The sequence below is a fragment of the Pseudomonas sp. 15A4 genome, assembly GCF_016925575.1.
Taxonomy (GTDB): domain Bacteria; phylum Pseudomonadota; class Gammaproteobacteria; order Pseudomonadales; family Pseudomonadaceae; genus Aquipseudomonas.
The window spans coordinates 725029-750981 of sequence record NZ_CP068986.1 but is presented as its reverse complement, the minus strand read 5'-3'; the positions used below and the strand labels follow the sequence as shown (position 1 = coordinate 750981).

23 protein-coding genes, 1 other RNA gene and 3 pseudogenes are annotated in these 25953 nt (G+C 60.5%); 17 read left to right on the top strand and 10 right to left on the bottom strand.

The features are described from left to right. The first annotated feature begins 49 nt into the window (after positions 1-49). The 3 genes from ubiD to JN403_RS03295 all read left to right on the top strand — a co-directional run bounded on the left by ubiD (position 50) and on the right by JN403_RS03295 (position 3371). Entirely contained in the window at positions 50-1516 is a 1467-nt protein-coding gene (gene ubiD, locus JN403_RS03305) for a 4-hydroxy-3-polyprenylbenzoate decarboxylase (RefSeq protein ID WP_122534102.1), read from the top strand. Next, complete coding sequence (locus tag JN403_RS03300; protein WP_205485291.1) at positions 1516-2484, top strand: CDP-6-deoxy-delta-3,4-glucoseen reductase; 969 nt, start codon at positions 1516-1518, stop codon at positions 2482-2484. The genes ubiD and JN403_RS03300 overlap by 1 nt, the downstream gene beginning before the upstream one ends. 212 nt (positions 2485-2696) lie before the next feature. Further along, the gene (locus JN403_RS03295) at positions 2697-3371 is read left to right on the top strand and encodes a gamma-glutamylcyclotransferase (protein ID WP_172613006.1); all 675 of its coding nucleotides are present in this window, start codon (positions 2697-2699) and stop codon (positions 3369-3371) included. A gap of 215 nt (positions 3372-3586) precedes the next feature. On the opposite strand, the gene glpT is transcribed toward JN403_RS03295, so the two are convergent. Continuing rightward, a complete protein-coding gene (gene glpT, locus JN403_RS03290) occupies positions 3587-4942 on the bottom strand; it encodes a glycerol-3-phosphate transporter (RefSeq protein ID WP_205485288.1) in 1356 nt (451 codons plus the stop codon). 217 nt (positions 4943-5159) lie between these two features. Here glpT and JN403_RS03285 point away from each other — a divergent pair, with 217 nt between their 5' ends. Then, positions 5160-6149, top strand: coding sequence for a hypothetical protein (locus JN403_RS03285; protein WP_205485286.1), 990 nt, complete (start codon positions 5160-5162; stop codon positions 6147-6149). Here JN403_RS03285 and JN403_RS03280 read toward each other — a convergent pair. Further along, on the bottom strand, positions 6146-7288 hold the full coding sequence (locus JN403_RS03280) for an acyltransferase (protein WP_205485283.1): 1143 nt from the start codon (positions 7286-7288) through the stop codon (positions 6146-6148). The two genes, JN403_RS03285 and JN403_RS03280, sit on opposite strands and share 4 nt — an antisense overlap. Before the next feature lie 189 nt (positions 7289-7477). On the opposite strand from JN403_RS03280, the gene JN403_RS03275 reads away from it, so the two are divergent. Further along, positions 7478-8179, top strand: a complete 702-nt coding sequence (locus JN403_RS03275; RefSeq protein WP_205485281.1) for an energy transducer TonB — start codon at positions 7478-7480, stop codon at positions 8177-8179. A 59-nt stretch (positions 8180-8238) separates the two neighbouring features. On the opposite strand, the pseudogene JN403_RS03270 reads toward JN403_RS03275, so the two are convergent. Continuing rightward, positions 8239-9215, bottom strand: a pseudogene (locus JN403_RS03270) (NADPH:quinone oxidoreductase family protein). Positions 9216-9350: 135 nt separating this feature from the next. Between JN403_RS03270 and JN403_RS03265 the strand changes: the two are divergent. Beyond that, complete coding sequence (locus JN403_RS03265) at positions 9351-9761, top strand: flagellar basal body-associated protein FliL (RefSeq protein ID WP_205485272.1); 411 nt, start codon at positions 9351-9353, stop codon at positions 9759-9761. A 17-nt stretch (positions 9762-9778) separates the two neighbouring features. Here JN403_RS03265 and JN403_RS03260 read toward each other — a convergent pair whose 3' ends face one another. Next, positions 9779-10228 (bottom strand): EVE domain-containing protein, encoded by a 450-nt coding sequence (locus tag JN403_RS03260; protein WP_205485270.1) that lies wholly within the window; start codon positions 10226-10228, stop codon positions 9779-9781. 193 nt (positions 10229-10421) lie between these two features. Between JN403_RS03260 and JN403_RS03255 the strand changes: the two genes are divergently transcribed. Next, positions 10422-10571, top strand: a complete 150-nt coding sequence (locus JN403_RS03255) for a hypothetical protein (RefSeq protein WP_122534092.1) — start codon at positions 10422-10424, stop codon at positions 10569-10571. Positions 10572-10621: 50 nt separating this feature from the next. Here JN403_RS03255 and JN403_RS03250 read toward each other — a convergent pair whose 3' ends face one another. The 4 genes from JN403_RS03250 to JN403_RS03235 form a co-directional block, all read right to left on the bottom strand. Then, positions 10622-11251 carry a 5-formyltetrahydrofolate cyclo-ligase gene (locus JN403_RS03250; protein ID WP_205487219.1) on the bottom strand — a complete coding sequence of 210 codons (630 nt, stop codon included), beginning with the start codon at positions 11249-11251 and terminating at the stop codon, positions 10622-10624. Between the two features lie 100 nt (positions 11252-11351). Then, a non-coding RNA gene (ssrS, locus tag JN403_RS03245) (6S RNA) lies at positions 11352-11530 on the bottom strand. 31 nt (positions 11531-11561) lie between these two features. After that, positions 11562-11885, bottom strand: coding sequence for a cell division protein ZapA (locus JN403_RS03240; RefSeq protein ID WP_122534090.1), 324 nt, complete (start codon positions 11883-11885; stop codon positions 11562-11564). Continuing rightward, the gene (locus tag JN403_RS03235) at positions 11882-12091 is read right to left on the bottom strand and encodes a TIGR02449 family protein (protein WP_037016503.1); all 210 of its coding nucleotides are present in this window, start codon (positions 12089-12091) and stop codon (positions 11882-11884) included. Before JN403_RS03235 ends, JN403_RS03240 begins: the two co-directional genes overlap by 4 nt. A 149-nt stretch (positions 12092-12240) precedes the next feature. On the opposite strand from JN403_RS03235, the gene JN403_RS03230 reads away from it, so the two are divergent. From JN403_RS03230 to gcvH, 8 genes and pseudogenes are all read left to right on the top strand, one after another. Beyond that, a complete protein-coding gene (locus JN403_RS03230) occupies positions 12241-12798 on the top strand; it encodes a YecA family protein (RefSeq protein ID WP_172610326.1) in 558 nt (185 codons plus the stop codon). Positions 12799-12879: 81 nt separating this feature from the next. Beyond that, complete coding sequence (gene pepP / locus JN403_RS03225) at positions 12880-14214, top strand: Xaa-Pro aminopeptidase (protein WP_205487218.1); 1335 nt, start codon at positions 12880-12882, stop codon at positions 14212-14214. Continuing rightward, the gene (gene ubiH, locus JN403_RS03220) at positions 14211-15398 is read left to right on the top strand and encodes a 2-octaprenyl-6-methoxyphenyl hydroxylase (protein WP_205485260.1); all 1188 of its coding nucleotides are present in this window, start codon (positions 14211-14213) and stop codon (positions 15396-15398) included. Before pepP ends, ubiH begins: the two co-directional genes overlap by 4 nt. Before the next feature lie 49 nt (positions 15399-15447). Further along, the gene (locus JN403_RS03215) at positions 15448-16668 is read left to right on the top strand and encodes a 2-octaprenyl-3-methyl-6-methoxy-1,4-benzoquinol hydroxylase (RefSeq protein ID WP_205485258.1); all 1221 of its coding nucleotides are present in this window, start codon (positions 15448-15450) and stop codon (positions 16666-16668) included. A 267-nt stretch (positions 16669-16935) separates the two neighbouring features. Beyond that, complete coding sequence (locus tag JN403_RS03210; RefSeq protein ID WP_205485255.1) at positions 16936-17937, top strand: extracellular solute-binding protein; 1002 nt, start codon at positions 16936-16938, stop codon at positions 17935-17937. Between the two features lie 202 nt (positions 17938-18139). Further along, positions 18140-19754 (top strand): annotated as a pseudogene (locus tag JN403_RS03205) (iron ABC transporter permease). A 154-nt stretch (positions 19755-19908) separates the two neighbouring features. Then, a complete protein-coding gene (gene gcvT / locus JN403_RS03200; RefSeq protein ID WP_205485253.1) occupies positions 19909-20991 on the top strand; it encodes a glycine cleavage system aminomethyltransferase GcvT in 1083 nt (360 codons plus the stop codon). Positions 20992-21057: 66 nt separating this feature from the next. Then, a complete protein-coding gene (gcvH, locus tag JN403_RS03195) occupies positions 21058-21441 on the top strand; it encodes a glycine cleavage system protein GcvH (RefSeq protein ID WP_122534082.1) in 384 nt (127 codons plus the stop codon). A 97-nt stretch (positions 21442-21538) separates the two neighbouring features. On the opposite strand, the gene JN403_RS03190 is transcribed toward gcvH, so the two are convergent. Then, positions 21539-21856, bottom strand: a complete 318-nt coding sequence (locus JN403_RS03190) for a DUF2388 domain-containing protein (protein ID WP_065987516.1) — start codon at positions 21854-21856, stop codon at positions 21539-21541. A 271-nt stretch (positions 21857-22127) separates the two neighbouring features. On the opposite strand from JN403_RS03190, the pseudogene JN403_RS03185 reads away from it, so the two are divergent. Then, positions 22128-22897, top strand: a pseudogene (locus tag JN403_RS03185) (glucose 1-dehydrogenase). Positions 22898-22908: 11 nt separating this feature from the next. After that, on the top strand, positions 22909-23961 hold the full coding sequence (locus JN403_RS03180; RefSeq protein ID WP_240356796.1) for an L-idonate 5-dehydrogenase: 1053 nt from the start codon (positions 22909-22911) through the stop codon (positions 23959-23961). A gap of 182 nt (positions 23962-24143) precedes the next feature. Here JN403_RS03180 and JN403_RS03175 read toward each other — a convergent pair whose 3' ends face one another. Further along, positions 24144-25928: a GspE/PulE family protein gene (locus JN403_RS03175; RefSeq protein ID WP_205485251.1), complete on the bottom strand. Its 1785-nt coding sequence runs from the start codon at positions 25926-25928 to the stop codon at positions 24144-24146. Positions 25929-25953 lie beyond the last annotated feature (25 nt).

Genomic DNA, 25953 nt, shown 5'->3' with positions numbered 1-25953 from the left:
GCGGTCAGAGCAGGTAGGATGTGCATCTATTTGGTGAGTGGCCGGGTTAATGAAATTCAAGGATCTACGGGATTTCGTGCAGCAGCTTGAGCAGCGCGGAGAGTTGAAACGCATTCAGGTACCCATTTCCCCTGTACTGGAAATGACCGAAATCTGCGACCGGACCCTGCGCGCCAAGGGGCCGGCACTGCTGTTCGAAAAGCCGACGGGTTTCGACATTCCGGTGCTTGGCAATCTGTTCGGCACACCCGAGCGCGTCGCCATGGGCATGGGTGCCGAATCGGTGTCCGAACTACGGGAAATCGGCAAGCTGCTGGCGTTCCTCAAAGAGCCCGAGCCACCCAAGGGCTTGAAAGACGCTTGGTCCAAGCTGCCTATCTTCAGAAAAGTCATCGCCATGGCGCCGAAAGTCGTCAAGGATGCCCCGTGTCAGGAAATCGTAATCGAGGGCGACGACGTCGACCTTGGCATGCTGCCGGTGCAGACCTGCTGGCCCGGCGATGTCGGCCCGCTGATCACGTGGGGCCTGACGGTCACTCGCGGGCCCAATAAAGAACGGCAGAATCTGGGCATCTACCGCCAGCAGGTAATCGGCCGCAACAAGGTGATCATGCGCTGGCTCAGCCATCGTGGCGGCGCGCTGGATTTCAAGGACTGGTGCGACAAGCACCCGGGTCAGCCATTTCCGGTGTCCGTGGCGTTGGGCGCTGACCCGGCCACCATTCTCGGCGCCGTTACGCCAGTGCCTGACAGCCTCTCCGAGTACGCATTCGCCGGCCTGCTGCGTGGCAACCGTACCGAGCTGATCAAGTGCCGTGGCAACGACCTCCAGGTTCCTGCCAGTGCAGAGATCGTCCTCGAGGGCGTGATTCATCCCGGCGAAATGGCCGATGAAGGCCCGTACGGCGATCACACCGGCTATTACAACGAGGTCGACAGCTTCCCGGTCTTCACGGTCGAACGGATCACCCACCGCATCAAGCCGATTTACCACAGCACCTACACAGGCCGGCCGCCTGACGAGCCCGCGATTTTGGGTGTCGCGCTGAATGAAGTGTTCGTGCCGATCCTGCAGAAGCAGTTCCCGGAGATCGTCGACTTCTACCTGCCGCCCGAGGGTTGCTCGTACCGCATGGCGGTCGTGACGATCAAGAAGCAGTACCCCGGCCATGCGAAGCGCGTGATGTTGGGCGTCTGGTCGTTTTTGCGACAGTTCATGTACACCAAGTTCGTTATCGTTACCGATGACGACATCAATGCCCGTGACTGGAATGACGTCATCTGGGCGATCACCACGCGCATGGATCCCAAGCGCGACACGGTGATGATCGACAACACGCCAATCGACTACCTCGATTTCGCCTCGCCGGTCTCAGGTCTCGGCTCGAAAATGGGGCTCGATGCCACCCATAAGTGGCCGGGCGAAACCACCCGTGAATGGGGTCGCGCTATCGTCAAGGACGAAGCGGTGACCCGCCGGATCGATGAAATCTGGACTCAGCTGGGAATTGATTGATGCGTGTAACCTTGCAGCCATCGGGCGCGGTCATCGAGACATTGCCAGGCGAGCGGATCCTCGACGCCGCTCAACGTCTGGGCTACGAATGCCCCCAGAGCTGTCGCAACGGCAATTGTCACATCTGTTCCGCGCTGCTAGTTGAAGGCAGCGTCGAGCAGGCTGGAGAGATCCGCAACCACGGCGAAATCTATACGTGCCTGGCGGTGCCGCAGGAAGACTGCGTCGTGCTGTGGGACAGCGTTCTGGCGCTCGGCGAGCTGCCGGTGCGCACCTTTGCCTGCCAGGTCAGCGAGTGTGTGGAAGTCGGCGGCGATGTCTGGCGCGTCATGCTCAGAGCGCCCGCGGGCAAGCCGCCGCGTTATCACGCCGGCCAGTACTTGATGATCCATCGGGACGACGGCGAGAAATCCGCATTTTCCATGGCCTCAGCGCCGGAGAGCGGGCGAGATCTGGAATTCCACGTGCTTGCCCGTGAGGCGAGTGCGCAAAATCTGATCAAGCAGTTGCAGCGCGATGGCATGGCGCGGGTTGACCTGCCCTTCGGTGATACTCACTTGGGCGAATTGCCCGATGGTCCGCTGGTATTGATCGCGGCAGGCACCGGTATGGGGCAGATGCACAGCCTGATCGAGCATTGCCGCTCCAAAGGCTTTCCGTATCCGGTACATGTGTATTGGGGAATGCGCCGTCCGGAAGATTTTTACCAGCTCAAGCACTGGGATGAATGGCAGACGCTGCCCAACCTGTTCCTGCACAAAGTTGTCAGTGACCTGTGCGGTTGGGAAGGGCGCTGCGGCATGCTGCACGAGGCGGTCTGCGAGGACTTCAGCGATCTGAGGTCCCTTTATGTGTACGCCAGCGGTTCACCGGCGATGGTCTATTCGACCCTGGATGCGCTGGTGCTGGCCGGCATGGATGCGCATCAAATGCGTGCCGATGTCTTCGCTTATGCGCCGAGACCCTGAAGCGCAGCCACTCGTCGACACGGGATGTGGACAGCGTATTGCATGACTGTTTGTCAGATAACGGTTTTTCCGGCGTGACCCATGCGCCGGCGACCGAGTCACAACGTCACACTGCCTGCGATGCCGTCTGATTGTTCATTCGTTGTTGCCAGACCCGTTTCATGAGTGTTCAGCGTTGCACCGGCGTCAGCCTTGCCGGTGGGGGGAACCAGATGGGTAATCAAATCAATATCCTGGCGGAAGCTGTCCATGACGGCTTGGGGTTGTCCTACCCGCCGGTCATCGATCTTGGGCCGAAGCTCACCCGGGAACAGCTTCTTGCCTCTATCCACGCCACGATGAGTCGTCACCAGGGCGGCCCAATCTGGTTATTCGCGTACGGATCATTGATCTGGCGGCCCGAGTGCAGCGCCGTCGAGCGTCAGCGCGGTCGGGTCCACGGCTATCACCGCGGTCTCTATCTCTGGTCCCACGAACACCGGGGCACGCCCGAGCAGCCAGGGCTGGTCTTCGGTCTCGACCGCGGGGGCTCCTGCAGCGGCTTCGCGTACCGTTTGCCCGAAGACAATATCGACGAGTCCCTGCTGGCGTTGTGGCAGAGAGAAATGCCGTTCCCGTCCTATCGCCCACACTGGCTCAACTGCCGACTTGAAGACGGCACCAAGGTGCAGGCTTTGGGGTTTGTGCTGGAGCGGCATCTGCCCAGTTACGCCGGCAACCTGCCAGACAGCGTGCTCACCCAGGTGCTGGCCAATGCCAGCGGGCGGTACGGGACCACGTGGGAATATGTCGAGCAAACCATCCACGCGCTGCGCACCCACGCCATGCCGGACCTGAGCCTGGAAGCGCGGTTCAAGCGCTGCAGGCCGGTGTTGTTGGCGATATAGCGGTGTGCTATTTCGCGTCTGCTACCGCCGAAGATGGCGGTATCAGTACCACCTGCAGGGTTTAAGTTTTTGTCTGTACGCCACGCTAACATGCGGCGAACACTGCCCTTGTGGGAGTGAGCTTGCTCGCGAAGACGGGCTTCCAACCGATGATATTCAGCGGATATTTCGGCCTCATCGCGAGCAAGCTCACTCCTACAGTCATCTGAGTGACGTTATACCTGCTCCTTCTCCTCTCGCGACTGGCTCGCCACCCGCGTATGGCGCAGCGTCGGCACCAGGAAAGCTATCGCCAGGATGCAGGCGGACACCAACAGCACGAAGCCGCCGTCCCAGCCGAAGTGGTCGACCGTGTAACCCATCAGCGCGCTGGCGGCGACCGAGCCACCGAGATAGCCGAACAGGCCTGTGAACCCTGCTGCAGTGCCAGCGGCTTTCTTTGGAGCCAACTCAAGCGCCTGCAAGCCGACCAGCATGACCGGGCCGTAGATCAGGAAGCCGATCGAGACCAGCGCAATCATGTCGACGGTGGGGTTGCCTGGCGGGTTGAGCCAGTAGACCAGCGTCGCGACGGTCACCATCGCCATGAACACGATGCCGGTCAGGCCACGGTTGCCACGGAAGATCTTGTCGGACATCCAGCCGCACAGCAGCGTGCCCGGAATGCCTGCCCACTCATAGAAGAAGTAGGCCCACGAGGTCTTGTCGACGTCGAAGTGTTTGGCTTCTTTCAGGTACGTTGGCGCCCAGTCCAGCACGCCATAACGCAGCAGGTAGACGAACACGTTGGCCAACGCGATGTACCAGAGCATTTTGTTGCGCAGGACGTATTTGACGAAGATCTCTTTAGCAGTGAATTCCTCTTCGTGGCTCGCGTCGTAGCCTTCCGGATAGTCGTTCTTGTAGTCCTCGACCGGCGGCAAGCCCACAGACTGCGGGGTATCGCGCATGGTCACGAAGGCAAACAGGGCGACAAACAGGGCAACCGCCGCAGGCACGTAAAACGCTGCGTGCCAGTCGTTGGTCCAGCCAAGCCCAAGCAGGAACAGCGGCCCGATCAAGCCGCCGCCGACGTTGTGCGCCACGTTCCACACCGACACTACGCCGCCTCGTTCCTTCTGCGACCACCAGTGCACCATCGTGCGTCCGCTTGGCGGCCAGCCCATGCCCTGCGCCCATCCGTTGATGAACAGCAGAATGAACATGATCGTCACGCTGGACGTCGCCCAGGGTGCGAATCCGAACACGAACATCACCAGCGCGGAAATCAACAGCCCGAATGGTAGGAAGTAACGCGGATTGGAGCGATCCGACACCAGCCCCATGAGGAACTTTGACAGGCCGTACGCAATGGCGATCGCCGAGATCGCAAGACCCAGCTGACCCCGTGTGTATCCCTCATCGATCAGGTAGGGCATGGCCAGCGAGAAATTCTTGCGAAGCAAGTAGTAGCCGGCGTAACCGAAGAAGATACCGGCGAAAATCTGCCAGCGAAGGCGGCGGTAGGTGGAGTCGACACGCTCCGCAGGCAGCGGAGCCTGATGCGCGGCAGGACGGAAAAAGGCAAACATCGGGACACTCCATTTATTTTCTTGTTATGCGAATCCGAATATTACATTTTCGTTACAGAAAATAGGAAGGCTTCTCATCGGATAAAAAGGGCGTAAACACGGGCCGGGAGGAAATTCCTTTGCGAACATCCCGTTTGTGCAGGGCTGCCCAACGATGGGTTTCGTTGCGCGGGACAGGTAAAATGCGCGCTCACGCGCTCACGATTGGCAAACCCACATGCAGTCACCCCCGCTTGAGATTCAGAATCAAAAGATCATCATTCTGTGCCGCGATATCGGCGGATACCTCGCCCGGCTCGGCAACTTTCTCGGCAAGTCGAACGACGTTGTGTTCATTGACCTGACCCGCGGCGCGAAGGAACTGCCATGGCTTCCGGGGAAACTGCGGCGATGGCTAAAAAAGTACCTGATCGTTAAGCGTGCTCGTGCAGCCATTCGGGCGGCGGGCCATGTCGATGCACTGCTGGTGGTGAATCCAAGCCAGCTGGATCAGGGTTTGGTCACGCAGGCCCAGGTTGCGGCGGCGCTCAGCGTCGCCTATTTGTCTGACGGGATTGCGCGATTATCGATGCCGATTGATCAACTGGCGACGTTTGACAAGGTCTACACCTTCGATGGCGCTGATGCTCGCGAGTATCGACTGCGCGAGCTCTACAACTACATCTACGAAGAACACGCCGATTTCAAAACAACGTCCGACTTCAAGGCCTTTGTCGTGATGGGCGGCAAGCATCGCGTTGATGTGCTCGGCCGGGTGGCCCAGGCGTTTGAACAACTGGGCTACACCGGTACCTGCAAATTCCTGGTGCAGAGCAAGCCAGTGCCCGGAGCCAGTTCGTTACTGACATTCTTTCGCCAGCGCATGGACATCGATGAAACGGCCGAATACGTCAGGCGTTCGGAAATACTCATCGACATCGTCCGGCCGGGCCACGCGGGTTTGAGCTTCCGTTTTTTTGAGGCGCTGCTGTATCGCAAGAAAATGATCACCAACAATGCATCGGTGGCGGATTACGACTTCTATGATCCGTGCAACATTCTGATCATCGACAGCGATCACCCCGTTATCCCTGAGTCGTTCATTAACGGGGACTACGTGGACCTGCCCGAAGAAGTCGTGCAGCGGTACAGCATGGCCAGTTGGGCGAACGAGGTTTTCAGTCCGCCCCCAGCCAGCCCGCCGCGGTTACCCGTTATCGAACCTTAAGCATTCGGCAGGGTTGCTTTGGCACTTGGCGATACCTTGCGCAGGAATGGGTGCTCGATGCACCAGTACGTCGCGACGCTGATACTGCTGGTGAGCAGGATGATCAGCGGTAAGTACAGCGAGTAGCTGAGCGGATCCGGCGTGGCGAAGTCATACGCGCCCAGCAGGCTGAACACGCTGTAGATGACGATGCCATGCAGCAGATAGATGCTGAAGCTGGCCTCGCCCAGAATCTTCAACCCGCGGATCTCCAGTACCCCGTGCAAACTGTTACCGAGCACAAACAGCGCAAACGGAACGCCGAGGATCAGCATTTGCAGCGTTGAATACGATTTGAGCTTCATGCAGATCAGCAGTATCGCGACTGCAACCAACGTGCAGCGCACGCCCGAGAAGTCGATTTTCCACCGGCGCATCCGGTCTTCAAAGACCGCCACTGCAATGCCGACAGCAAACAGTTTGATGAACCGGTTGTGAAAGTGATGGTGGTATTCGCCCCACAGGCACGCCAGCACTATCAGCGCGACGACGACGGCCATGCCGGGGAGCTTGCGCCGAAGCAGGCAATACAGCACCGGCAGCGACAGGTAGAAAACCGCTTCATAGAGCAGCGTCCACTGCACCGAGGCGTTGATACGCACGGTGTCCGGGAACCCGTTGATAGGACTGCCGATGAAAATCGCCCATCGGCCGAGCGACTTGATGGTGTCCATGACCGGCGCGCTGATGCCTGCGGACTGGTACAGCGCGATGGCCGTAATCAGCGCGACGCTGAAGAGGTACATCGGGAAGATTCGTCGTATCCGTGACGACAGAATCTGACGCCATTTAGGCTCGCTTCGGTAGATCTTCGCGGTAAACAGGTAACCCGTAATCATGAAAAACAACGACACCGGCACCGTGCCCATGTTGTTCAGCACGCGACTGTCCGTGGTTTCCCAGACGCCGTTGACGTGCCAGTAATAACTGACGATGAAGTGATGGACGATGACAGCGGTTGCGAGCACGCCACGCAGCCCGTCCAGCGACGAAACGCGGTGGAGCGCGTCCTGGGAGAGAATCGGCAGACGCCGGGTGGCGAAGCAAAATAGCGCGATCGACAGCGCGTATAGCGTGATCAAAATCAGAGTGACGGTCATCAATACGGGGTCCGCAGTGTGTATTGGAGTCGATACCGAATGAGAGCCCGTTCGGTATGTATCGGCCGTGAAATATACGGAACACATCAGGCGCCGTCGTGGGTTGTTTAGCTAAGTGTCCTTTTTGGGACCGATCCTACGCAGCCCTGGGAAGTCATGAGCTGTTGCCGCCGCAGACCGGCGCACAGAATGCGCGCCAGCCTTTTGCACCCGCGCAGGAGGCAGACTGGAAGAAACGCGCAGGTGATTGCATTAATGAGCAGGTGGATTTTTTGGATGATGTTCGCGGCATGTATCGGTGCCAATGCAGATGAGCGCAGTGTGGAGTTTGATTACCGCAGGGCGCCCGCCTGGCCGTATTCGCTTTCAAAATCCGGAATATCCGGGTGGGTCGTCTACGACCTGAAGGCGCACCATGACGGACGGGTTTCCAAGCCTGAGGTGCTGGACAGCTCTCACCCTCTGTTTTCCCTCTCCGTCGTCAACGTTGTGCCAACGTGGCGCGTAAAACCCTGGGTCGTCAGTGAGCAGCGTCCGGCAGTCATTTCGCTGCGTCAGGAGCATTACTTCGTCCACCCGCGTGAAGGAAATGCTCCCGTCCCTTGGCTTCATCGCAGTCTGCGCCACCTGTCCTGCGCGAAATTCAACAAACGCTTCAAAGACTTCCAGCAGAACTCGTCTGATCTTGAACAGGTGGAGATGAGCGTGTTCCGGCATACCTACAGCGTGCTTGCAAGGGTGGCGACTTACAGAAAGCTGTCCGACGAGCAAAGGTTCGCGCTGGGTGATGCGCTGGCAGAGGCAGTGCCGGAGGCCATTCAGCGATGCCGGGCGAATCCGGCACTGCGTTATAAGGACGTATTGCCTGATCAGGTGAGCATGATGCTGTGAGCGCGTGGGGGAGTACCGCCACGTCGGCCCCTTCGGAACGGGATCGGTCTCGATACACGCTACCTGACGCTCACCACCACCTTGCCCACCGCTTTACGCTGCGCCAACGAATCAATGGCTTCCCCGCCTGCTCCAGCGGGTAAACCTTCGACACCAGAGGCTTCAGCTTGCCCTCGCTGAACCAGGTGAACAGTTGCTGGAAATTCGCCGCGTTGTCCTGGGGCTGGCGTTGAGCAAATGAGCCCCAGAACACACCTACAACCGACGCACCTTTCAACAGTGCGAGATTAACGGGCAGTTCAGGGATACGACCACTGGCGAAGCCGACCACCAGCAATCGACCGTTCCAGGCGATGCCGCGAACAGCCTGATCAAAAAGGTCGCCGCCCACAGGGTCGTAGATCACATCGACGCCGTTGCCGTTGGTGAGGCGTTTGATTTCATCCTTCAGATTGCTTTCGTTGTAGTTGATCAACTCGTCGGCGCCTGCGGCTTTGGCGACCTCCAGCTTTTCTGTGCTGCTGGCGGCGGCGATCACGCGAGCGCCCATGGCTTTGCCGATCTCTACCGCGGCGAGGCCGACGCCCCCGGAGGCACCGAGGACGAGAAGGGTTTCGCCTGCCTGCAGCTTGGCGCGCTGTGTGAGGGCGTGCATGGACGTGCCGTAGGTCATGCTGAAGGCGGCGGCGGTTGTGAAGTCCATCGTTTCGGGAATGGGCAGGACGTTGTAACCGACGACGGCGATCTGTTCAGCGAAGCTGCCCCAGCCGGTCAGCGCCATCACCCGGTCACCGACACGGACATGGCTGACCTTCTCGCCGACAGCGGTCACAACGCCCGAGGCTTCACCTCCGGGCGAAAACGGAAAAGGCGGCTTGAACTGGTATTTGCCTTCGATGATCAGCGTGTCCGGGAAGTTGACCCCGGCAGCGTGCACGTCCAGAAGAATCTCGTTTTTCTTCGGCTCCGGGCTGGGGATTTCCTCCAACACCAAATCTGCAGCGGGACCGAAGGCTTTACAAAGCACGGCTTTCATCGAGGGCTATTCCTTTTTCGGGGATGGCCGATAAGTACAGGTAGCGAGGTTGTGGGGTCAATGAGCATGGCCCGGCCTGATAGGTATGCATAAGCTGAAGTAAGCTATGCGGCGAAGCGGATTGAGGAGCGGACTGTGAAAGCGTGGATTGTGATGTTGATGGCATTGTCGATGCCTGTTGCGGCGCTGGCCGAAGAGGGCGGCGAGAAAGAAGATCCGAACAAGGTTTCCTACGTGGCGTTGACGCCACCCTTCGTAGGCAACTACTCACTGGATGGCAGCCCGAAACTGCACGTCTACAAGGCTGACGTCGCCTTGCGCGTGACTGGCGCCGAAGCGCAGAAACTGGTGAAGCAGAACGAGCCGCTGATTCGCAATCAGCTGGTGGCGCTGTTCACTCAGCAAACGGTCGACAGCATGGGCAACGTCGATGCCAAGGAAAAACTGCGTCAGGAAGCACTGAAGCAGACCCAGCAAGTGCTCACCCAGGAAACGGGCAAGCCTGTGGTTGATGATCTGCTGTTCAATAACTTTATTGCCCAGTAAAGCGCGACACTCCGAATTCAGCGCAGGTCAAGCACGGCGGCCCATTGCTCGTCGGTCACCGGCATGACGGACAGACGGCTGCCTTTCTGCACCAGCGGCAACTGCTCAAGGGCAGCTTGTTGTTTCAGAAAACCCAGCCCCAGCACATTCGGAAACGCCTCGACGAATGCCACATCAAGGGCGGTCCAGGGGTTCTTCTCTTCGGTGGCTTTAGCGTCGTAGTAGGGGCTTTTGTGGTCCAGCGCAGTGGGATCGGGATACGCGGCCTTGACGATTTCTCCGATCCCGGCGATCCCGGGCTCGGGGCAGCTGGAATGGTAGAAAAAGAACTGATCGCCTACGGCCATCGCGCGCAGAAAGTTGCGGGCCTGATAGTTGCGGACACCGTCCCAGCGCGTCTGCCCGAGCTTTTTCAACCCGCTGATCGAGAGCTCGTCGGGCTCGGATTTCATCAGCCAATAGGCCATTTACAAGGCTCCTGAACAGGTGTTGGGAAAGTTGTCCTACGGTTTGATGACAACCCGACGGTCGGCTGGCGTCAGTATTTGCGTGTTGCGTCACGTTGCCGCAGAATGCCGGGATTTTAAGGGCTGCACGATGTGGCAGCCTGTTTAAACGTTATCGATTTTAGATTCTGATTCGTTACAAAGGGGACGATGAATGCGACGCAAGCCGGATGTACTGTGGATTTTGGCAATTTTGTTCGGCTTGGGAATCGTCACCACCGGTTACGCGCAAAGTCTGTGGGCTGCCAAGGCTGACGCGCCGGTCGAAATCACTCAGCAACAGCAGCCACAGCTCCGCCGCTAAACCGCTCTTTCGCAGCGCGCTTTCCTCGCAGAGCGCGCCTCGATGACGACTCACCCCGCCATATACCAACGCTTATCCGTCACCGTTCCCGCCAACGGGACGTCCCAACTGGCGACCGCCAGCTTCGCGACTTTCTGACACTCATGGGCCAGCCCTAGCAATATCGGCTTGCGCCAGGTTTTACGGCGTGCGAGATACGCCAGGCTGCGGTCGTAAAAGCCGCCACCCATGCCAAGGCGTCCCCCTTCCGGATCGAACCCCACGAGCGGCATCAGCACCAGATCCAGCGTCCAGATCTTGCGCTGTCGCCTGGCATTGATACGTGGCTCCGGGATACGGAACCGGTTCGGCTTGAACTTCTCACCAGGGCGGACGCGCTGAAACACCATTTTCGTTCGCGGCCAGGCACTGAGCACTGGCAAGTACGTGGTCTTGCCGCGTTTTTGAGCGGCACGAAGCAGCAGGCGCGGGTCGATCTCACCGTCCATCGGAAGGTAGAGAGAAACGTGCCGGGCGCGGCGAAACAGAGGGTTTTGCGCAAGCTGACGGTACAAACCCTTTGCCGCCTGTCGCTGTTCTGCCGGGCTCAGCGCGCGACGATTGTGACGAAGCAACCGACGCAACTGTGGCCGAGAGAGGTTTGAGTGATCTGGGAGGGGAGCGGCGCCGGATGAGGTCATGCTGGCGGGTCCGTGAGGCTTTAGAAGGTGATGTCGTGTAATCAGACGATTCACGATGCCCACCGCCAGACGGGGCGCCTGGCGATGGGTAGAAGGTTCGAGACTCCCCGACGAACCGCTGTCGGTGTAGCCCTTGAACCCGAAAGTTCAAGGTGGAGATTGCAGGAGGTTTTAAGGCTTTCCGTCGAGCGGACATGCACACCAACCCCAACGTGCAACCCCCGTGGTTGTGCGTATCGGCTCAGGGACATGACCGACTGGCAAGCACTCCAGGGAGCGGTCGCAAGTATACCGAATGATGTCCGAACAATCAGCCTTGTGCTTTATCCGAATCCGTGGCAAGGACCAGGTCTACTCGGTCCAGCAAATCGCGAACCTGCTCGCTATTGGCGCCATTGGCCTGGGCCTTTACCGGTGGCAGTTCCTGTTTGTGCAGAAGGTCATGGGTAATGTTCAGAGCGGCCATCACCGCAATACGGTCGGCGCCGATGACTTTGCCGCTGCTGCGGATCTCGCGCATTTTGCCGTCCAGGTAACGCGCGGCGCTGACCAGATTGGTGCGCTCCTCTTGCGGACAGATGATCGAATATTCTTTGTCGAGGATTTGCACTGTGATGCTGTTGCCATTACTCATGAGTCTTGCTCCAGGGCCTTGAGGCGCGAAATCATGGACTCGACCTTTTGCCGGGCGATTTCGTTTTTTTCAATGAGTTGAGCGCGTTCCTCGCGCCAGGATTTTTCCTGAGCTAATAGGAGTCCGTTTTGACTTTTTAGTTGCTCGACACGATTGATCAATAACTCCAGTCGAGCCATCAGCGCTTGCAGGTCATTGTCTTCCATTGTTTTCCACTGATTACTTTCAGATGAGTGGTGCAGTCGCTGGCGTCTGGATTCGCCCCGGGCATCGCCTGATAGCTTGGGCGCGTCTGCCGGTGCTACGATACAAGGCCTTCATTCTAGACATTGCGCCGCTTGGCGCCTAGTTGCCCATGCCTATTCAGAATTCCCCGTACAACGGCTTCGCCACCCTGCTCACCAGCAGTGGTCATCACGTATCTCCTGCCGAATTGCACGGCCTTTTGCTGGGCCGCAGTTGCGCCGGCGCAGGCTTCGATGCTGAGGAGTGGCTGGCCGACGCTCATCTGCTGCTGGAAACAGAGCCTGACGACAAAGTGCGCCAAGCGCTGATCGGCCTGCAGGCAATGGTCAAAAGCGAACTGACCGGCGACGACATGACCGTCGTGTTGCTGTTGCCCGGCGATGATGAGCCTCTGGCTGCCCGCACTGCCGCCATGGCCCAGTGGTGCCAGGGTTTCCTCAGCGGCTTTGCCCGGGTGGGTGGTCAGTCGCTGAGCGATGATGCCAGGGACGTGCTGCAAGACTTGGCCGCTATTGCTCAGGTTCATGACGCGCTGGACGAGTCCGAAGACGGCGAGAGCGACTACATGGAAGTCATGGAGTACCTGCGCGTTGCGCCGTTGCTGCTGTTCACCGAGTTCAACCAGAAATCCGACGCTGAAGACGAAGCCAAGCCTTCTTTGCACTGACAGCGCGTCAATGCGGCCTCGGCCACGCCGCCTATGCGCGGCGATGGCCGACGCACACCTCCCGGAGAACCGCACTTGCCCATGATTCATATCCCGAAAGCCGAATATGCCCGCCGCCGCAAGGCGTTGATGGAGCAGATGGAGCCCAACAGCATAGCCATTCTGCCGGCGGCGGCTGTGGCCATTCGGAACCGGGACGTTGAACATGTGTACCGCCAGGACAGCGACTTTCAGTACCTGAGTGGCTTTCCCGAACCTGAGGCGGTGATCGTGCTGATCCCCGGCCGCGAGTACGGTGAGTACGTCCTGTTCTGTCGCGAGCGCAACCCCGAGCGCGAGTTGTGGGACGGTCTGCGCGCGGGTCAGGATGGTGCGATGCGCGAGTACGGCGCCGAAGATGCTTTCCCGATCACCGACATCGACGACATCCTGCCCGGCCTCATTGAGGGTCGCGACCGGGTGTATTCGTCCATGGGCAGCAACCCCGAATTCGACCGGCATGTGATGGAGTGGATCAACGTCATCCGGTCCAAAGCGCATCTGGGTGCGCAGCCGCCGAAAGAGTTCGTTGCGCTGGATCACCTGCTGCACGACATGCGCCTGTACAAATCGGCGGCCGAAGTGAAAGTGATGCGCGAGGCGGCACAGATCTCGGCCCGAGCCCACGTGCGGGCGATGCAGGCCAGTCGCGCCGGGCTCTACGAGTTCAGCCTGGAAGCGGAGGTCGATTACGAATTCCGCAAGGGCGGCGCGAAGATGCCGGCATACGGTTCGATCGTCGCGTCGGGGCGCAACGCCTGCATCCTGCACTATCAGGAGAACGACGCGCCGCTCAGAGACGGCGATCTGGTGCTGATCGATGCCGGTTGCGAGATTGATTGCTACGCCAGTGACATCACCCGTACCTTCCCGGTAAGCGGCAAATTCTCCGCCGAACAGAAAGCGATTTACGAGGTGGTGCTCAAATCCCAGGAAGCAGCGTTTGCGGCGATCAAACCCGGCAATCACTGGAATCAGGCCCACGAGGCGACGGTTCGGGTCATCACCGAAGGCTTGGTTGAACTTGGGCTGCTGCGAGGCGCGGTGGATGAACTGATTGCCGCCGAAGCGTACAAAGCTTTTTACATGCACCGCGCCGGACACTGGCTGGGCATGGACGTGCACGACGTCGGCGAATACAAGGTCGGCGGAGAATGGCGTGTGCTGGAGGCCGGGATGGCGCTGACGGTCGAGCCCGGTATTTATGTGTCCCCGGACAATCAGGCCGTCGCTAAAAAATGGCGCGGGATTGGCGTGCGAATCGAGGATGACGTCGTGGTGACCAAAAAAGGCTGTGAAATCCTGACGGGTGATGTGCCGAAGACCGTGGCCGAGATCGAGGCGTTAATGGCCGCCGCACGAACGCAAGCCGCATGAGCCGCTTTAATCTGGCCATCGTCGGTGGCGGGCTGGTCGGCGCAAGCCTGGCTCTCGCCCTGCAAGCTGGAGCGAAGGCTCGGGGCTGGAAGATTGTCCTGATCGAGCCGTTTGCGCCCGGCGACACGTACCAGCCCAGCTACGACGCCCGCTCTTCAGCGCTGTCGTTCGGCGCGCGGCAGATCTACGAACGTCTGGGCCTGTGGCAGCAGATCAGCCACCGCGCCGAGCCCATCCTCAAAATTCACGTTTCAGACAAAGGCCGGTTTGGCGCAGCGCACCTGTCTTCGATGGAGGAAGGCGTTCCGGCCCTGGGCTATGTGGTTGAAAACGCCTGGCTGGGCCAATGCCTGTGGCAGGCGCTGGACAAGGACGTGATCAGTTGGCGTGTGCCGGCCGAAGTCACGCACATGCAGGCGCTGCCCGATGGCTACCAACTCACGCTCAACGACGAAACTCTGCTCACCTGCGACCTCGCGGTGCTGGCCGACGGCGGCCGTTCCAGTCTGCGCGAGCAGTTGGGGATTGCCGTTCGACACACGCCGTATGATCAGAGCGCGCTGATCGCCAACATCACGCCGGGAGACGCACACGGGGGTGAGGCGTTCGAGCGGTTTACCGAAAATGGCCCCATGGCGTTGCTGCCGCTGCCGGATAATCGTTGCGCACTGGTCTGGACGCGCACCGGCGATGACGTTCAGCGGCTGATGGCGCTGGACGACCGAAGCTTTCTCAAAGAACTGCAGGGGGTCTTCGGCTACCGTCTGGGCGCGCTGAAGCAAGTGGGTGCGCGTCACAACTATCCGCTGGCGTTGATCGAGGCCGAAGAGCAGATCCGATCCCATCTGGTGGTGCTCGGCAACGCTGCCCACAGTCTGCATCCGATTGCAGGGCAGGGCTTCAACCTGTCATTGCGTGATGCTGCCTCCCTGGCCGAGGCGCTGCTGGTCAGTGACGCGCCGCTGGGTGAGCTGTCGACGCTGCAGGCCTACCGCGAGCGTCAGCGGGTTGATCAAAAACTGACCGTCGGCTTCTCCGATCAGGTCACGCGGCTGTTCAGCAGTCAGCAGTCCCTCGTCACGGCGGGTCGTAACCTGGGCCTTCTTGGTTTGGATCTGCTGCCTTCCGCCAAGAGCTGGTTTGCCCGTCAGGCCATGGGCCTGGGAACGCGAAGCGATGTCTGAACACTCCATTCATTCGTGGCCGTCGCCACAACCGAGAACGATTTAAAGCATGGAAACGCGCGCAGATCTGCTGATTGTCGGGGCCGGAATGGTGGGGAGCGCGCTGGCGCTGGCGCTGCGAGACAGTGGGCTGAACATCCTCGTGGTGGATGGTGGTCCTCTGACGGTCAAACCGTTCGTGGCTGATGCCCCATTTGAAGCCCGGGTCAGCGCGCTGTCCATCGCCAGTCAGCGCATCCTCGAGCGGCTTGGCGTCTGGGACGGTATCGTCGCGCGGCGGGTCAGCCCCTACAGCGACATGCATGTGTGGGATGGCAGCGGCACAGGCAAGGTGCATTTTTCTGCCTCAAGCGTTCACGCTGAGGTGCTTGGGCACATCGTCGAAAACCGCGTGGTGCAGGATGCGCTGGTCGAACGTCTGCATGACAGCGACATCGGCTTGTTGGCCGATGCACGTCTGGAGCAGATGCGTCACTCCGGCGATGACTGGCTCCTGACGCTGTCCGACGGCCGCACATTGCGCGCGCCGCTGGTGGTCGCGGCCGATGGCGCCAACTCGACCGTGCGGCGCATGACCGGCACCGCAACGCGGGAATGGGACTACCTGCATCACGCCATTGTGACGAGCGTGCGCACGGCGGATTCCCACCGCAAAACTGCGTGGCAGCGTTTCACTGACGACGGCCCGCTGGCTTTTTTGCCGCTTGACCGAGAGGGTGAGCACTGGTGCTCCATCGTCTGGTCGGTCACGCCTGAGCAATCCGAGCGCTTGATGAAGCTCGACGACGAACGCTTTTGCCGTGAGCTGGAGAGTGCGTTCGAAGGCTGTCTCGGGCAGGTGATCTCAGCTGATTCGCGGGTTTGCGTCCCGCTGCGTCAACGCCATGCCAAGCGCTATGTGGCGCCGGGCCTTGCGCTGATCGGCGATGCCGCCCACACCATCCATCCATTGGCAGGGCAGGGCGTCAACCTGGGCTTTCTCGACGCAGCAGTGCTCGCCGAAGTGCTGCGAGATGCGGTCGGGCGCGGAGAGCGTCTGGCCGATGAGCGTGTGTTGAGCCGTTACGAGCGTCGGCGCATGCCGCATAACCTGGCGTTGATGGCGGCGATGGAAGGCTTCGAGCGGCTGTTCCAGGCCGATGCGCTGCCGGTTCGTTTGCTGCGCAATGCCGGGCTGAAGATGGTCGATCATTCGGCAGAAGCCAAAGCATTGTTCGTGCGTCAGGCGTTGGGGCTGACCGGGGACCTCCCCGAGTTGGCGAAGCTCTGACGGCACAGCGCTTTCTGTCCGCGCGCTTCACTGTGGGACCGGCTTAGCTGGGAAAGCGCCATTTGCTACGCGGGGAATCTGATGGCGTTGAAGCCGGCCTCTTCCCGGCTAAAGCCGGTCCCACTGAAACCGCGCGCGTTCAGGGGGTCACCGCCAGCACTCCGCAACATCCGGTAACGGCTCAATCCTGACTTCGGTTGAGATGGTAGATGCGATTCACTACCATTTCGCCTCGTTTTTCCCCTCTCTCGAATCAGGAGAACCTGCATGCAGGCGAGCAAGCGTCTTTTGGCTGCCCTGGCTTTAACCGTGCTCGGCAGCACCGCCCAGGCCGCAGATGAAGTGGTGGTGTATTCCTCCCGAATCGACGAGCTGATCAAACCGGTGTTCGATGCCTACACCGCCAAGACCGGTGTGAAGGTCAAGTTCATCACCGACAAGGAAGCCCCGCTGATGCAGCGCATCAAGGCCGAGGGCCAGAACGCAACGGCTGACCTGCTGCTCACTGTCGACGCAGGCAACCTCTGGCAAGCGGAACAGATGGGTATCCTGCAGCCGTTCACTTCGCCGGTCATCGACGCGAATATTCCCCCGCAATACCGCTCTTCCACTCACAGTTGGACCGGCCTGAGCCTGCGCGCGCGGACCATCGCCTACTCCACCGATCGCGTCAAACCTGAAGAACTCACCACCTACGAAGCGCTGGCCGACAAACAGTGGGAAGGACGTCTTTGCCTGCGTACCGCCAAGAAGGTCTACAACCAGTCGCTGACCGCCACGCTGATCGAAACCCACGGCGCCGAGGCGTCTGAAAAGATCCTCAAAGGCTGGGTGAATAACCTGTCGACCGATGTGTTTTCCGATGACATCGCGGTGCTGGAAGCCATCAATGCCGGCCAATGCGACGTCGGCATCGTCAATACTTACTACTACGGTCGCTTGCACAAGGACAATCCGGACCTTGCCGTGCGCTTGTTCTGGCCCAATCAGTCGGATCGCGGCGTGCACGTCAATCTTTCCGGCATTGGCCTGACCAAGTACGCGCCCCATGCCAACGCCGCCAAGGCGTTGGTGGAATGGATGACGGGCCCCGAAGCCCAGACGATATTCGCCGGCACCAACCAGGAATTCCCGGCCAACCCGAAAGTCGCACCGTCCGAAGAAGTGGCGAGCTGGGGCGCATTCAAGGCGGACACAATCCCGGTTGAAGTGGCCGGTCGGCGGCAGGCCGAAGCGATTCGCATGATGGACCGTGCTGGATGGAACTGATCTCTCGCAAAAAAAGCCCGGATTAACGCCGGTTTTTGCATTTTGGTGAAGATCCTGTGGGAGTGAGCTTGCTCACGAAGACGGCATTTCAATCGCTGGAGATCTAGCGGATGTGCCGGCCTCTTCGCGAGCAAGGTGGAGCGCCACCCCGGTCGCTCCCCCAAGGGCTTCGGCAACCCGCAACTCTCCATGAGTAACCCCTTTGGCCCACTCTCCCCAGCGTCGCTGGTACCCCTGGTTTTCACCATCGCCGCGCTGGTGCTGCTGCCGTTGAGCGTGCTGCTGTCCTCCTGGCAAACCGTCGATCAGCAGATCTGGTCCCACCTCTGGGAAACCCAGATGCCACGGTTGCTTGGCAACACCCTGACGCTGGTGCTCGGCGTCGGGCTGGGCGTTACGGTCTTGGGCGTGAGTCTCGCGTGGCTGACGGCGCTGTGTGAGTTCCCGGGGCGGCGCTGGCTCGACTGGGCGCTGATGCTGCCGTTTGCCATCCCGGCGTATGTGCTGGCGTTTGTCTTTGTGGGATTGCTGGATTTCGCAGGTCCGGTGCAGACGCTGTTGCGCGAGTGGTTCGGCTCCGGCCTGCGTCTGCCGCGAGTGCGCTCGACCGGTGGCGTGATCATCGTGCTGGTGCTGGTGTTTTACCCCTACGTCTATCTGTTGGCGCGCACGGCATTCCTGGCGCAGGGCAAAGGCCTCATGGAGGCCGCCCGCATTTTGGGGCAGTCGCCGTGGCAAGCGTTCTGGCGCGTGGCATTGCCCATGGCGCGGCCGGCGATCGGTGCTGGGGTCGCGTTGGCGTTGATGGAAACCCTGGCGGATTTCGGCGCGGTGTCGGTGTTCAATTTCGACACCTTCACCACCGCCATCTACAAAACCTGGTACGGCTTCTTCAGCCTGTCGAGCGCGGCGCAACTGGCGAGCCTGCTGCTGTTGGCCGTCATGGTCCTGCTGTACGGCGAGCATCGCGCACGGGGGCGAGCCGACCGAGCAACGAGCGTCCGAGGGTCAATGCGCTGTATCACCTGCATGGCCTGAAAGCCGTCGCCGCCAGCACATGGTGTGGGCTGGTGTTCGCCTGCGCGTTTGTGGTGCCGCTGTTGCAGCTGATTGTCTGGGTCTGGCAACGCGGGCGCTTCGACCTCGACGAGCGCTACGCCGGGTTGATCCTGCACACGCTTTACTTGGGCGGCATCGCTGCGCTGGTCACGGTGTGCGTCGCGATGATCCTCGTGTTTGCCCGGCGCCTTGCCCCCACCCGCGCCATTCGCGCGGGCGTCAGCGTCGCCAACATTGGGTACGCACTGCCCGGCTCGGTGCTGGCGGTGTCGATCATGTTGGCGTTCAGTTATCTGGACCGGGAACTGGTCGTGCCGTTATCCAGCTGGCTGGGCGGCGCTGGCAGGCCTTTGCTGCTGGGCAGCCTGGGGGCGCTCGTGCTTGCGTACCTGGTGCGCTTCATTGCGGTCGCGTACGGGCCGCTCGAGAACAGCCTGTCGCGCATTCGTCCATCACTGCCCGAAGCCGCGCGCAGTCTGGGGGTCAGCGGCCCGCGATTGTTTTTCAGGATTTATCTGCCGCTGCTCATACCCGGCACGTTGAGCGCTGCGCTGCTGGTCTTCGTTGATGTCCTCAAGGAAATGCCCGCCACACTGCTCATGCGGCCGTTTGGCTGGGACACGCTGGCGGTGCGCATCTTCGAAATGACCAGCGAAGGTGAGTGGGCGCGTGCGGCATTGCCTGCGCTGACGCTGGTGTTCGTCGGGCTGCTGCCGGTCATCGGGCTGATTAGACGTTCGGCCAGACCGATTGGTTAGGTGCGGGGTCCTAACCTTGCGGCTACAATGCGCCGCAATCGACTCGGTCTGTCAGACAATTCCTCAAATTAGCAATGGTGTCAGACCCCAATTCACGGGGGATCTGCGGGATTGCCAGTGACCGCGTCTTCGCCACGCCCGGAAGGAGAAACCCATGGGACAGCGTACGCCCCTCTTTGACCTGCACCTCGCGCTTGGCGCGAAGCTGGTTGATTTTGGTGGTTGGGACATGCCCTTGCACTACGGATCGCAGGTTGAGGAGCACCATCAGGTGCGCCGGGATTGCGGGATTTTCGACGTGTCGCACATGCATGTGCTCGACGTATCCGGCAGCCAGGCCAAGCCTTGGCTGCAACATCTGCTGGCCAACGACGTCGGCAGGTTGCAACAGACCGGGCAGGCGCTTTACAGCGCGATGCTGGACACCCAGGGCGGTATCGTCGACGACATGATCGTCTACCTGACCGACGAGGGTTATCGCCTGGTGGTCAACGCAGCCACCGGCGATAAGGATCTGGCCTGGATGAACGCCAACGTTGCCGGCTACGACGTGCGCGTCAAGCACCGCTCGGAACTGGCGATGCTTGCCATTCAGGGGCCGAACGCCCGGCAGAAGATCGGCGAACTGGTTAATCAGGAACGCACCGCGCTTATCCACACCCTCAGACCCTTCGAAGGCCAGCAAGAGGGCGAGTGGTTCATTGCCCGCACGGGTTATACCGGTGAAGACGGCCTCGAGATCATCCTGCCAGCAACCGAGGCCTGCAGTTTCTTCAACGACATGGTCGGCGCCGGTATCTCGCCGATCGGTCTGGGCGCCCGCGATACGCTGCGCCTGGAAGCAGGGATGAACCTGTACGGTCAGGAAATCGACGAGCAGGTTTCGCCCCTGATCTCCAACATGGCCTGGACGGTCGCGTGGATGCCTGAAGACCGCACGTTCATCGGGCGCGCTGCACTCGAAGCAGAGCGCATGCGAGGGATTCCCTCCAAGCTTGTTGGGTTGGTCCTTGAAGAACGAGGCGTTTTGCGCGCTCATCAGGTCGTCCGAATAGCGGAAGTTGGCGAAGGAGAGATCACCAGTGGTAGTTTCTCTCCTACGCTAAGCAAGTCGATCGCGCTGGCGCGAGTGCCGATGGCCACCGCTGACCGTGCCGAGGTTGAAATCCGGGGCAAGTGGTACCCGGTCCGAGTGGTTCGACCCGCATTCGTGCGTCACGGCAAGGCCCTGATATAACCCTGATTTTGAAGCCATCCCTGGCGGGTTTTTCCGCTGACCTGATGAAGTAGAGAGGAGAAGAACATGAGCACTATTCCCGCCGAACTGCGTTTTGCCGAGAGCCACGAGTGGGCCAAGCAAGAGGGTGATCTGATCGTTGTCGGTATCTCTGATCATGCGCAGGAAGCGCTGGGTGACGTCGTGTTCGTCGAGCTGCCTGAGGTTGGGAAAGTTTTCTCGGCCGCAGGTGATCAGGCAGGTGTCGTTGAGTCGGTAAAGGCTGCGTCTGACATCTACTCGCCAGTGGCGGGCGAAGTCGTCGAGGTCAACGAGGCGCTGGCTGATGGCCCAGAGGCATTGAACGAGGCGCCATACGCGTCATGGATCTTCAAGGTCAAGCCAGCCAATGCCGCGGACCTGGGCAAGCTGCTCGACGCAGCGGGCTACAAGGCGCTGATCGGCGAATAAGCCGGTCGGTCAGACATAAAAAAGCCGCTCGGATGAGCGGCTTTTTTGTGGAAGCGAGATTGACGTTATGCCGCCAACTCGTCACAACAGGTCCGACTTATTGCTCGGCAACCAGATTCTTCGCCAGGATGGCGTTTGCCAGGTCCATGTCCGATGCCTTCAGGGCCGGATTGTCTTTGCGCACCTGATCCATGGCTGCTTCCAGGTATGGCCCGCGGATTTCGCCGTTGCTGGCGACGAAGCTGCCAGCGTCGTCTTGTGCGGCGACGATCAGCTTGTGGTGACGGAAGGTAAGGTAGGTGGAACCGGTTGTGGCACCAGACGACAGCACGTCCCGCAGAAAACCGTCAGCCATCGCTGAACCGACCGGCAGGGAAAGCAAGGCTAACGTAGCTACAGCAAGTTTGAGACGCATGAGAGGTACTCCGATGTTTGTTTGTTCTGAAACGATTTGATACGCCGTTCCCTGCTCTAGTTCCCCAGGCAAAGGGCGTCATAGTGCGACGGCCTGCCAAGTCGGCTGGTCCCGGGAGTTGATCATCGTTCAGAGGGTCACGGTTGATGACGGTGGGAAATCGATCGGGCAGAGTAAGGTAACTGCATTCTGCGCGGCTTCTGTGCTTGAGCGGAGGAACGGCTGGCGCAGCCAATAGAGATTCAAGCCGCAAAAACAATAGGAGGGTGTCATGGCTGTTCTGGAAAGTTTTCGTCTCGACGGCAGGGTAGCGTTGGTCACCGGCTCCAGCGCGGGCATTGGTCTGGCGATTGCCCGGGGTCTGGCCGAAGCGGGCGCCACGGTCGTGCTCAACGGCCGCAATGCCAAGACGCTGCAATCAGCTGCCCAGGCCCTGGCGGCCGAGGGTCATGGGGTTCACACACAAAGTTTTGATGTGACGGACAGTGCGGCGGTCGCCATTGCGGTTCAGGACATCGAAGAACGCGTCGGGCCGGTGGAAGTCCTGGTCAACAACGCCGGCATCCAACGGCGCGGGCCGCTGGCGGAGTTCGCCGAGGCAGATTGGCACGAGCTGATGCGCACCAACCTCGACAGTGCGTTCTTCGTCGGCCAGGCCGTCGCGCGCTGCATGATCCCCGTGGTCGCGGGCGCATCATCAACATCTGTTCGGTGCAAAGCGAGCTGGGCCGGCCGGGTATCGCGCCGTACACCGCCAGCAAAGGCGCGCTGAAGATGCTGACCAAGGGCATGGCGATCGACTGGGGCCCTTTCGGTCTCAACGTCAACGGAATCGGACCGGGATACTTCAAGACCGAGCTGAATGCTGCGCTGGTCGCCAATACCGAATTCAGCGACTGGCTGGTGCAGCGCACGCCGAGCCGTCGTTGGGGCGAAGTGTCGGAGCTGGCGGGCGCGGCGGTGTTTCTGGCCTCGGACGCAGCCAGCTTCGTCAATGGCCATATTCTTTACGTCGACGGTGCCATTACGGCATCGCTGTAATCCGGAGAACGATGATGCAAGCGATTGTCTGCCATGCCGCGAAAGACCTGCGTGTCGAGCCCGGTACCGAAGCGTTGCCGTTGTCTGCCGGCCAGTTGCGCGTACGCGTTGCTCGCGGCGGTATCTGCGGCTCGGATCTTCACTACTACCAGCACGGCGGTTTCGGTGCCGTTCGGTTGAAAGAGCCTATGGTTCTCGGCCATGAAATCTCGGCGGTCATTGAAGAAGTCGGCGACGCCCAGAGCGCTTTCAGCGTCGGGCAACGGATTTCCGTGTCGCCGTCACGGCCGTGCGGCGACTGCAAATACTGTCACGAAGGCCTGCTCAACCATTGCCTGAACATGCGTTTTTACGGCAGCGCGATGCCGTTTCCGCACATTCAGGGCGCGTTCCGCGAGCGTCTTGTGATCGAGTCAAGCCAGGCCCATGCGCTGGCGCCGACCACGACGCTGGCTGAAGGCGCACTGGCCGAGCCCTTGTCGGTCGGGCTTCATGCGATCCAGCGCGCCGGTGGCGTGTTCGGCAAGCGCGTACTGGTGACCGGCTGCGGTCCAATCGGCAACCTCCTGATCGGCAGCCTGCGTGCGGCAGGTGCGTTGCAGATCATTGCCGCGGACCTGAGCGATAGCGCTCTGGCGTGCGCGCGGCGCATGGGTGCCAGCGAAACCCACAATCTGCGCGACGAGCCTGAAGCACTGGCGCGCTATACCGCCGACAAGGGTTATTTCGACGTGATGTTCGAGGCCTCCGGCAGCGCGCAAGCCTTGCGCGATGGCCTGACCTGCATGCGCCCGCGCGGGATTGTGGTGACAGTCGGGCTCGGTGGCGATGTGGCGATTCCGCTGAACCTCGTGGTGGGCAAGGAAATCGATCTGCGCGGCACCTTTCGCTTCCACCCCGAGTTCGCTCAGGCGGTGGACCTGCTCAACCGCAAGGTAATCGACGTGACGCCGGTGATCTCCCACACCCTTGCGTTTCAGGACGCGGTCCAGGCGTTCGAGCTGGCGGGGGACAAGCAGCAGGCGATGAAAGTGGTGCTGGATTTCGGGGTGCCGGACCAGTAATGGACTGCGGTCAGTTCAGGCCTGTGCCAGGGTTGATCGGAACTGTGGGCGCGAGCTTGCTCGCGAAAAGGCCGGGACATCCGCTCAATATCCAGCGGTTATGAGATCCCCTTCGCGAGCAAGCTCGTTCCCACATGGACGGCGTTTGCTGCGCGACGGGTCATCTCCCGTGTGGGGGCGGTTTAGCGCTGTTCGCTCTGCGGTGTCACACGCAGCACCTCTTCAACCGTCGTCAGGCCCGCCGCGACCTTCTGTGCGCCGGACAAGCGCAGGCTGCGCATGCCGTCTTTGAAGCCCTGACGGCGCAACGCCGTCAGGTCCAGGTCCGCCGTGATCAGCGACTTCACGGCATCGGACATCAGCATGATCTCGTACACCCCCGCACGCCCGCGATAACCTGTGTCACGGCACTCCGCGCAACCCACCGCCCGGTGCGCGCCGCTTGGCACGGGTGCCTGCCATGGCCGCGTCAGGGTCTGCCAGTCAACCTCATCCATGTCGATCGGCGCCTTGCAGTGCGGGCACAGTGTGCGCACCAGACGCTGCGCCATCACGCCGAGGATCGTTGCCTTGAGCAGATAATGCGGCACACCCAACTCCAGCAGACGGCTAATGGCGCTGGGCGCGTCGTTGGTGTGCAGGGTCGACAGCACCAAGTGACCGGTCAACGCTGCCTGAATCGCCATTTCTGCGGTTTCCAGGTCGCGAATCTCGCCGATCATGATGATGTCCGGGTCTTGCCGCATCAGCGCGCGCACGCCGCTGGCAAAGGTCAGATCGATGTTGTGCTGCACCTGCATCTGATTGAACGCCGGCTCCACCATCTCGATCGGGTCCTCGATGGTGCAGAGGTTCACCTCCGAAGTCGCCAGCATCTTGAGCGTCGTGTACAGCGTGGTGGTCTTGCCGGAACCGGTCGGGCCGGTCACCAGAATAATGCCGTTGGGCTGTCGGGTCATGCCCTCCCATCGACGCAAGTCATCGCCGGAGAATCCGAGCTGGTCGAAGTCCTTGAGCAGCACTTCCGGGTCAAAAATCCGCATGACCATCTTTTCGCCGAAGGCCGTGGGCAGCGTCGATAACCGCAGCTCCACCTCGCCACCGTCGGGCGTCTTGGTCTTCACCCGGCCATCCTGGGGCTTGCGCTTTTCGGCCACGTTCATCCGGCCCAGGCTTTTCAGGCGGCTGGTCACGGCCATCGCCACCTGGGGCGGGAATTGATAAACGTTGTGCAGCACGCCGTCGATGCGGAAGCGGACGGTACCGGCCTCGCGCCGGGGCTCAATGTGAATATCGCTCGCCCGCTGCTGATAGGCGTACTGGAACAGCCAGTCGACAATATTGACGATGTGCGCGTCGTTGGCGTCCGGCTCCTGATCGCTGGCGCCGAGCTTGAGCAACTGTTCAAAGTTGCCCATGTTGCTGATTTTCTGATCGCTGGCACTCGCGCCGCTGACCGATTTTGCCAGCCGGTAAAACTCGACGGCCAGTTTCTGTACGTCCACGGGATTGGCGACGACGCGCTTGATCGGCATCTTCAGCACGTGGGTGAGGTCGGCTTCCCATGCATTCACGTACGGTTGCGCGCTGGCGATGGTTACTGCGTCGCGATCGACGTCCACCGCAAGAATCTTGTGGCGCTGGGCAAAGGCGTAGGACATCAACGGGGTCACGGCGGCGACGTTGATCTTCAGCGGGTCAATGCGCAGATAGGGCTGGCCCGATTGCTCCGCCAGCCAGGCAGTCAGGGTTTCGAGGTCTAGTTTCTTGCCGGGCCGCTTGTGATTGTCGAACTGCTGGGTGGCGATGAGTTCGAGCGGGTGGGCGTGGAGATTCTGCGCGGCTCGGCGCAGCGTGAGCGCATATTCGGCGTTGTCCTGGTCGAGGTATCCCTGCGCGACGAGGTCACGCAATACTTCGTTCAGATCCAGCCAGCGGTCCTGAGATGATGAGGCGAGGACGGACATGCAGGCTCCTTCGGACGAGACGGCT

Excerpts from the sequence above, each read along its gene's own strand:
- ubiD (WP_122534102.1), top strand. The coding sequence starts at position 50 with ATGAAATTCAAGGATCTACGGGATTTCGTGCAGCAGCTTGAGCAGCGC.
- JN403_RS03300 (WP_205485291.1), top strand. The coding sequence starts at position 1,516 with ATGCGTGTAACCTTGCAGCCATCGGGCGCGGTCATCGAGACATTGCCA.
- JN403_RS03295 (WP_172613006.1), top strand. The coding sequence starts at position 2,697 with ATGGGTAATCAAATCAATATCCTGGCGGAAGCTGTCCATGACGGCTTG.
- glpT (WP_205485288.1), bottom strand. The coding sequence starts at position 4,942 with ATGTTTGCCTTTTTCCGTCCTGCCGCGCATCAGGCTCCGCTGCCTGCG.
- JN403_RS03285 (WP_205485286.1), top strand. The coding sequence starts at position 5,160 with ATGCAGTCACCCCCGCTTGAGATTCAGAATCAAAAGATCATCATTCTG.
- JN403_RS03280 (WP_205485283.1), bottom strand. The coding sequence starts at position 7,288 with ATGACCGTCACTCTGATTTTGATCACGCTATACGCGCTGTCGATCGCG.
- JN403_RS03275 (WP_205485281.1), top strand. The coding sequence starts at position 7,478 with ATGCGCGCCAGCCTTTTGCACCCGCGCAGGAGGCAGACTGGAAGAAAC.
- JN403_RS03260 (WP_205485270.1), bottom strand. The coding sequence starts at position 10,228 with ATGGCCTATTGGCTGATGAAATCCGAGCCCGACGAGCTCTCGATCAGC.
- JN403_RS03255 (WP_122534092.1), top strand. The coding sequence starts at position 10,422 with ATGCGACGCAAGCCGGATGTACTGTGGATTTTGGCAATTTTGTTCGGC.
- JN403_RS03250 (WP_205487219.1), bottom strand. The coding sequence starts at position 11,251 with ATGACCTCATCCGGCGCCGCTCCCCTCCCAGATCACTCAAACCTCTCT.
- JN403_RS03240 (WP_122534090.1), bottom strand. The coding sequence starts at position 11,885 with ATGAGTAATGGCAACAGCATCACAGTGCAAATCCTCGACAAAGAATAT.
- JN403_RS03235 (WP_037016503.1), bottom strand. The coding sequence starts at position 12,091 with ATGGAAGACAATGACCTGCAAGCGCTGATGGCTCGACTGGAGTTATTG.
- JN403_RS03230 (WP_172610326.1), top strand. The coding sequence starts at position 12,241 with ATGCCTATTCAGAATTCCCCGTACAACGGCTTCGCCACCCTGCTCACC.
- pepP (WP_205487218.1), top strand. The coding sequence starts at position 12,880 with ATGATTCATATCCCGAAAGCCGAATATGCCCGCCGCCGCAAGGCGTTG.
- ubiH (WP_205485260.1), top strand. The coding sequence starts at position 14,211 with ATGAGCCGCTTTAATCTGGCCATCGTCGGTGGCGGGCTGGTCGGCGCA.
- JN403_RS03215 (WP_205485258.1), top strand. The coding sequence starts at position 15,448 with ATGGAAACGCGCGCAGATCTGCTGATTGTCGGGGCCGGAATGGTGGGG.
- JN403_RS03210 (WP_205485255.1), top strand. The coding sequence starts at position 16,936 with ATGCAGGCGAGCAAGCGTCTTTTGGCTGCCCTGGCTTTAACCGTGCTC.
- gcvT (WP_205485253.1), top strand. The coding sequence starts at position 19,909 with ATGGGACAGCGTACGCCCCTCTTTGACCTGCACCTCGCGCTTGGCGCG.
- gcvH (WP_122534082.1), top strand. The coding sequence starts at position 21,058 with ATGAGCACTATTCCCGCCGAACTGCGTTTTGCCGAGAGCCACGAGTGG.
- JN403_RS03190 (WP_065987516.1), bottom strand. The coding sequence starts at position 21,856 with ATGCGTCTCAAACTTGCTGTAGCTACGTTAGCCTTGCTTTCCCTGCCG.
- JN403_RS03180 (WP_240356796.1), top strand. The coding sequence starts at position 22,909 with ATGATGCAAGCGATTGTCTGCCATGCCGCGAAAGACCTGCGTGTCGAG.
- JN403_RS03175 (WP_205485251.1), bottom strand. The coding sequence starts at position 25,928 with ATGTCCGTCCTCGCCTCATCATCTCAGGACCGCTGGCTGGATCTGAAC.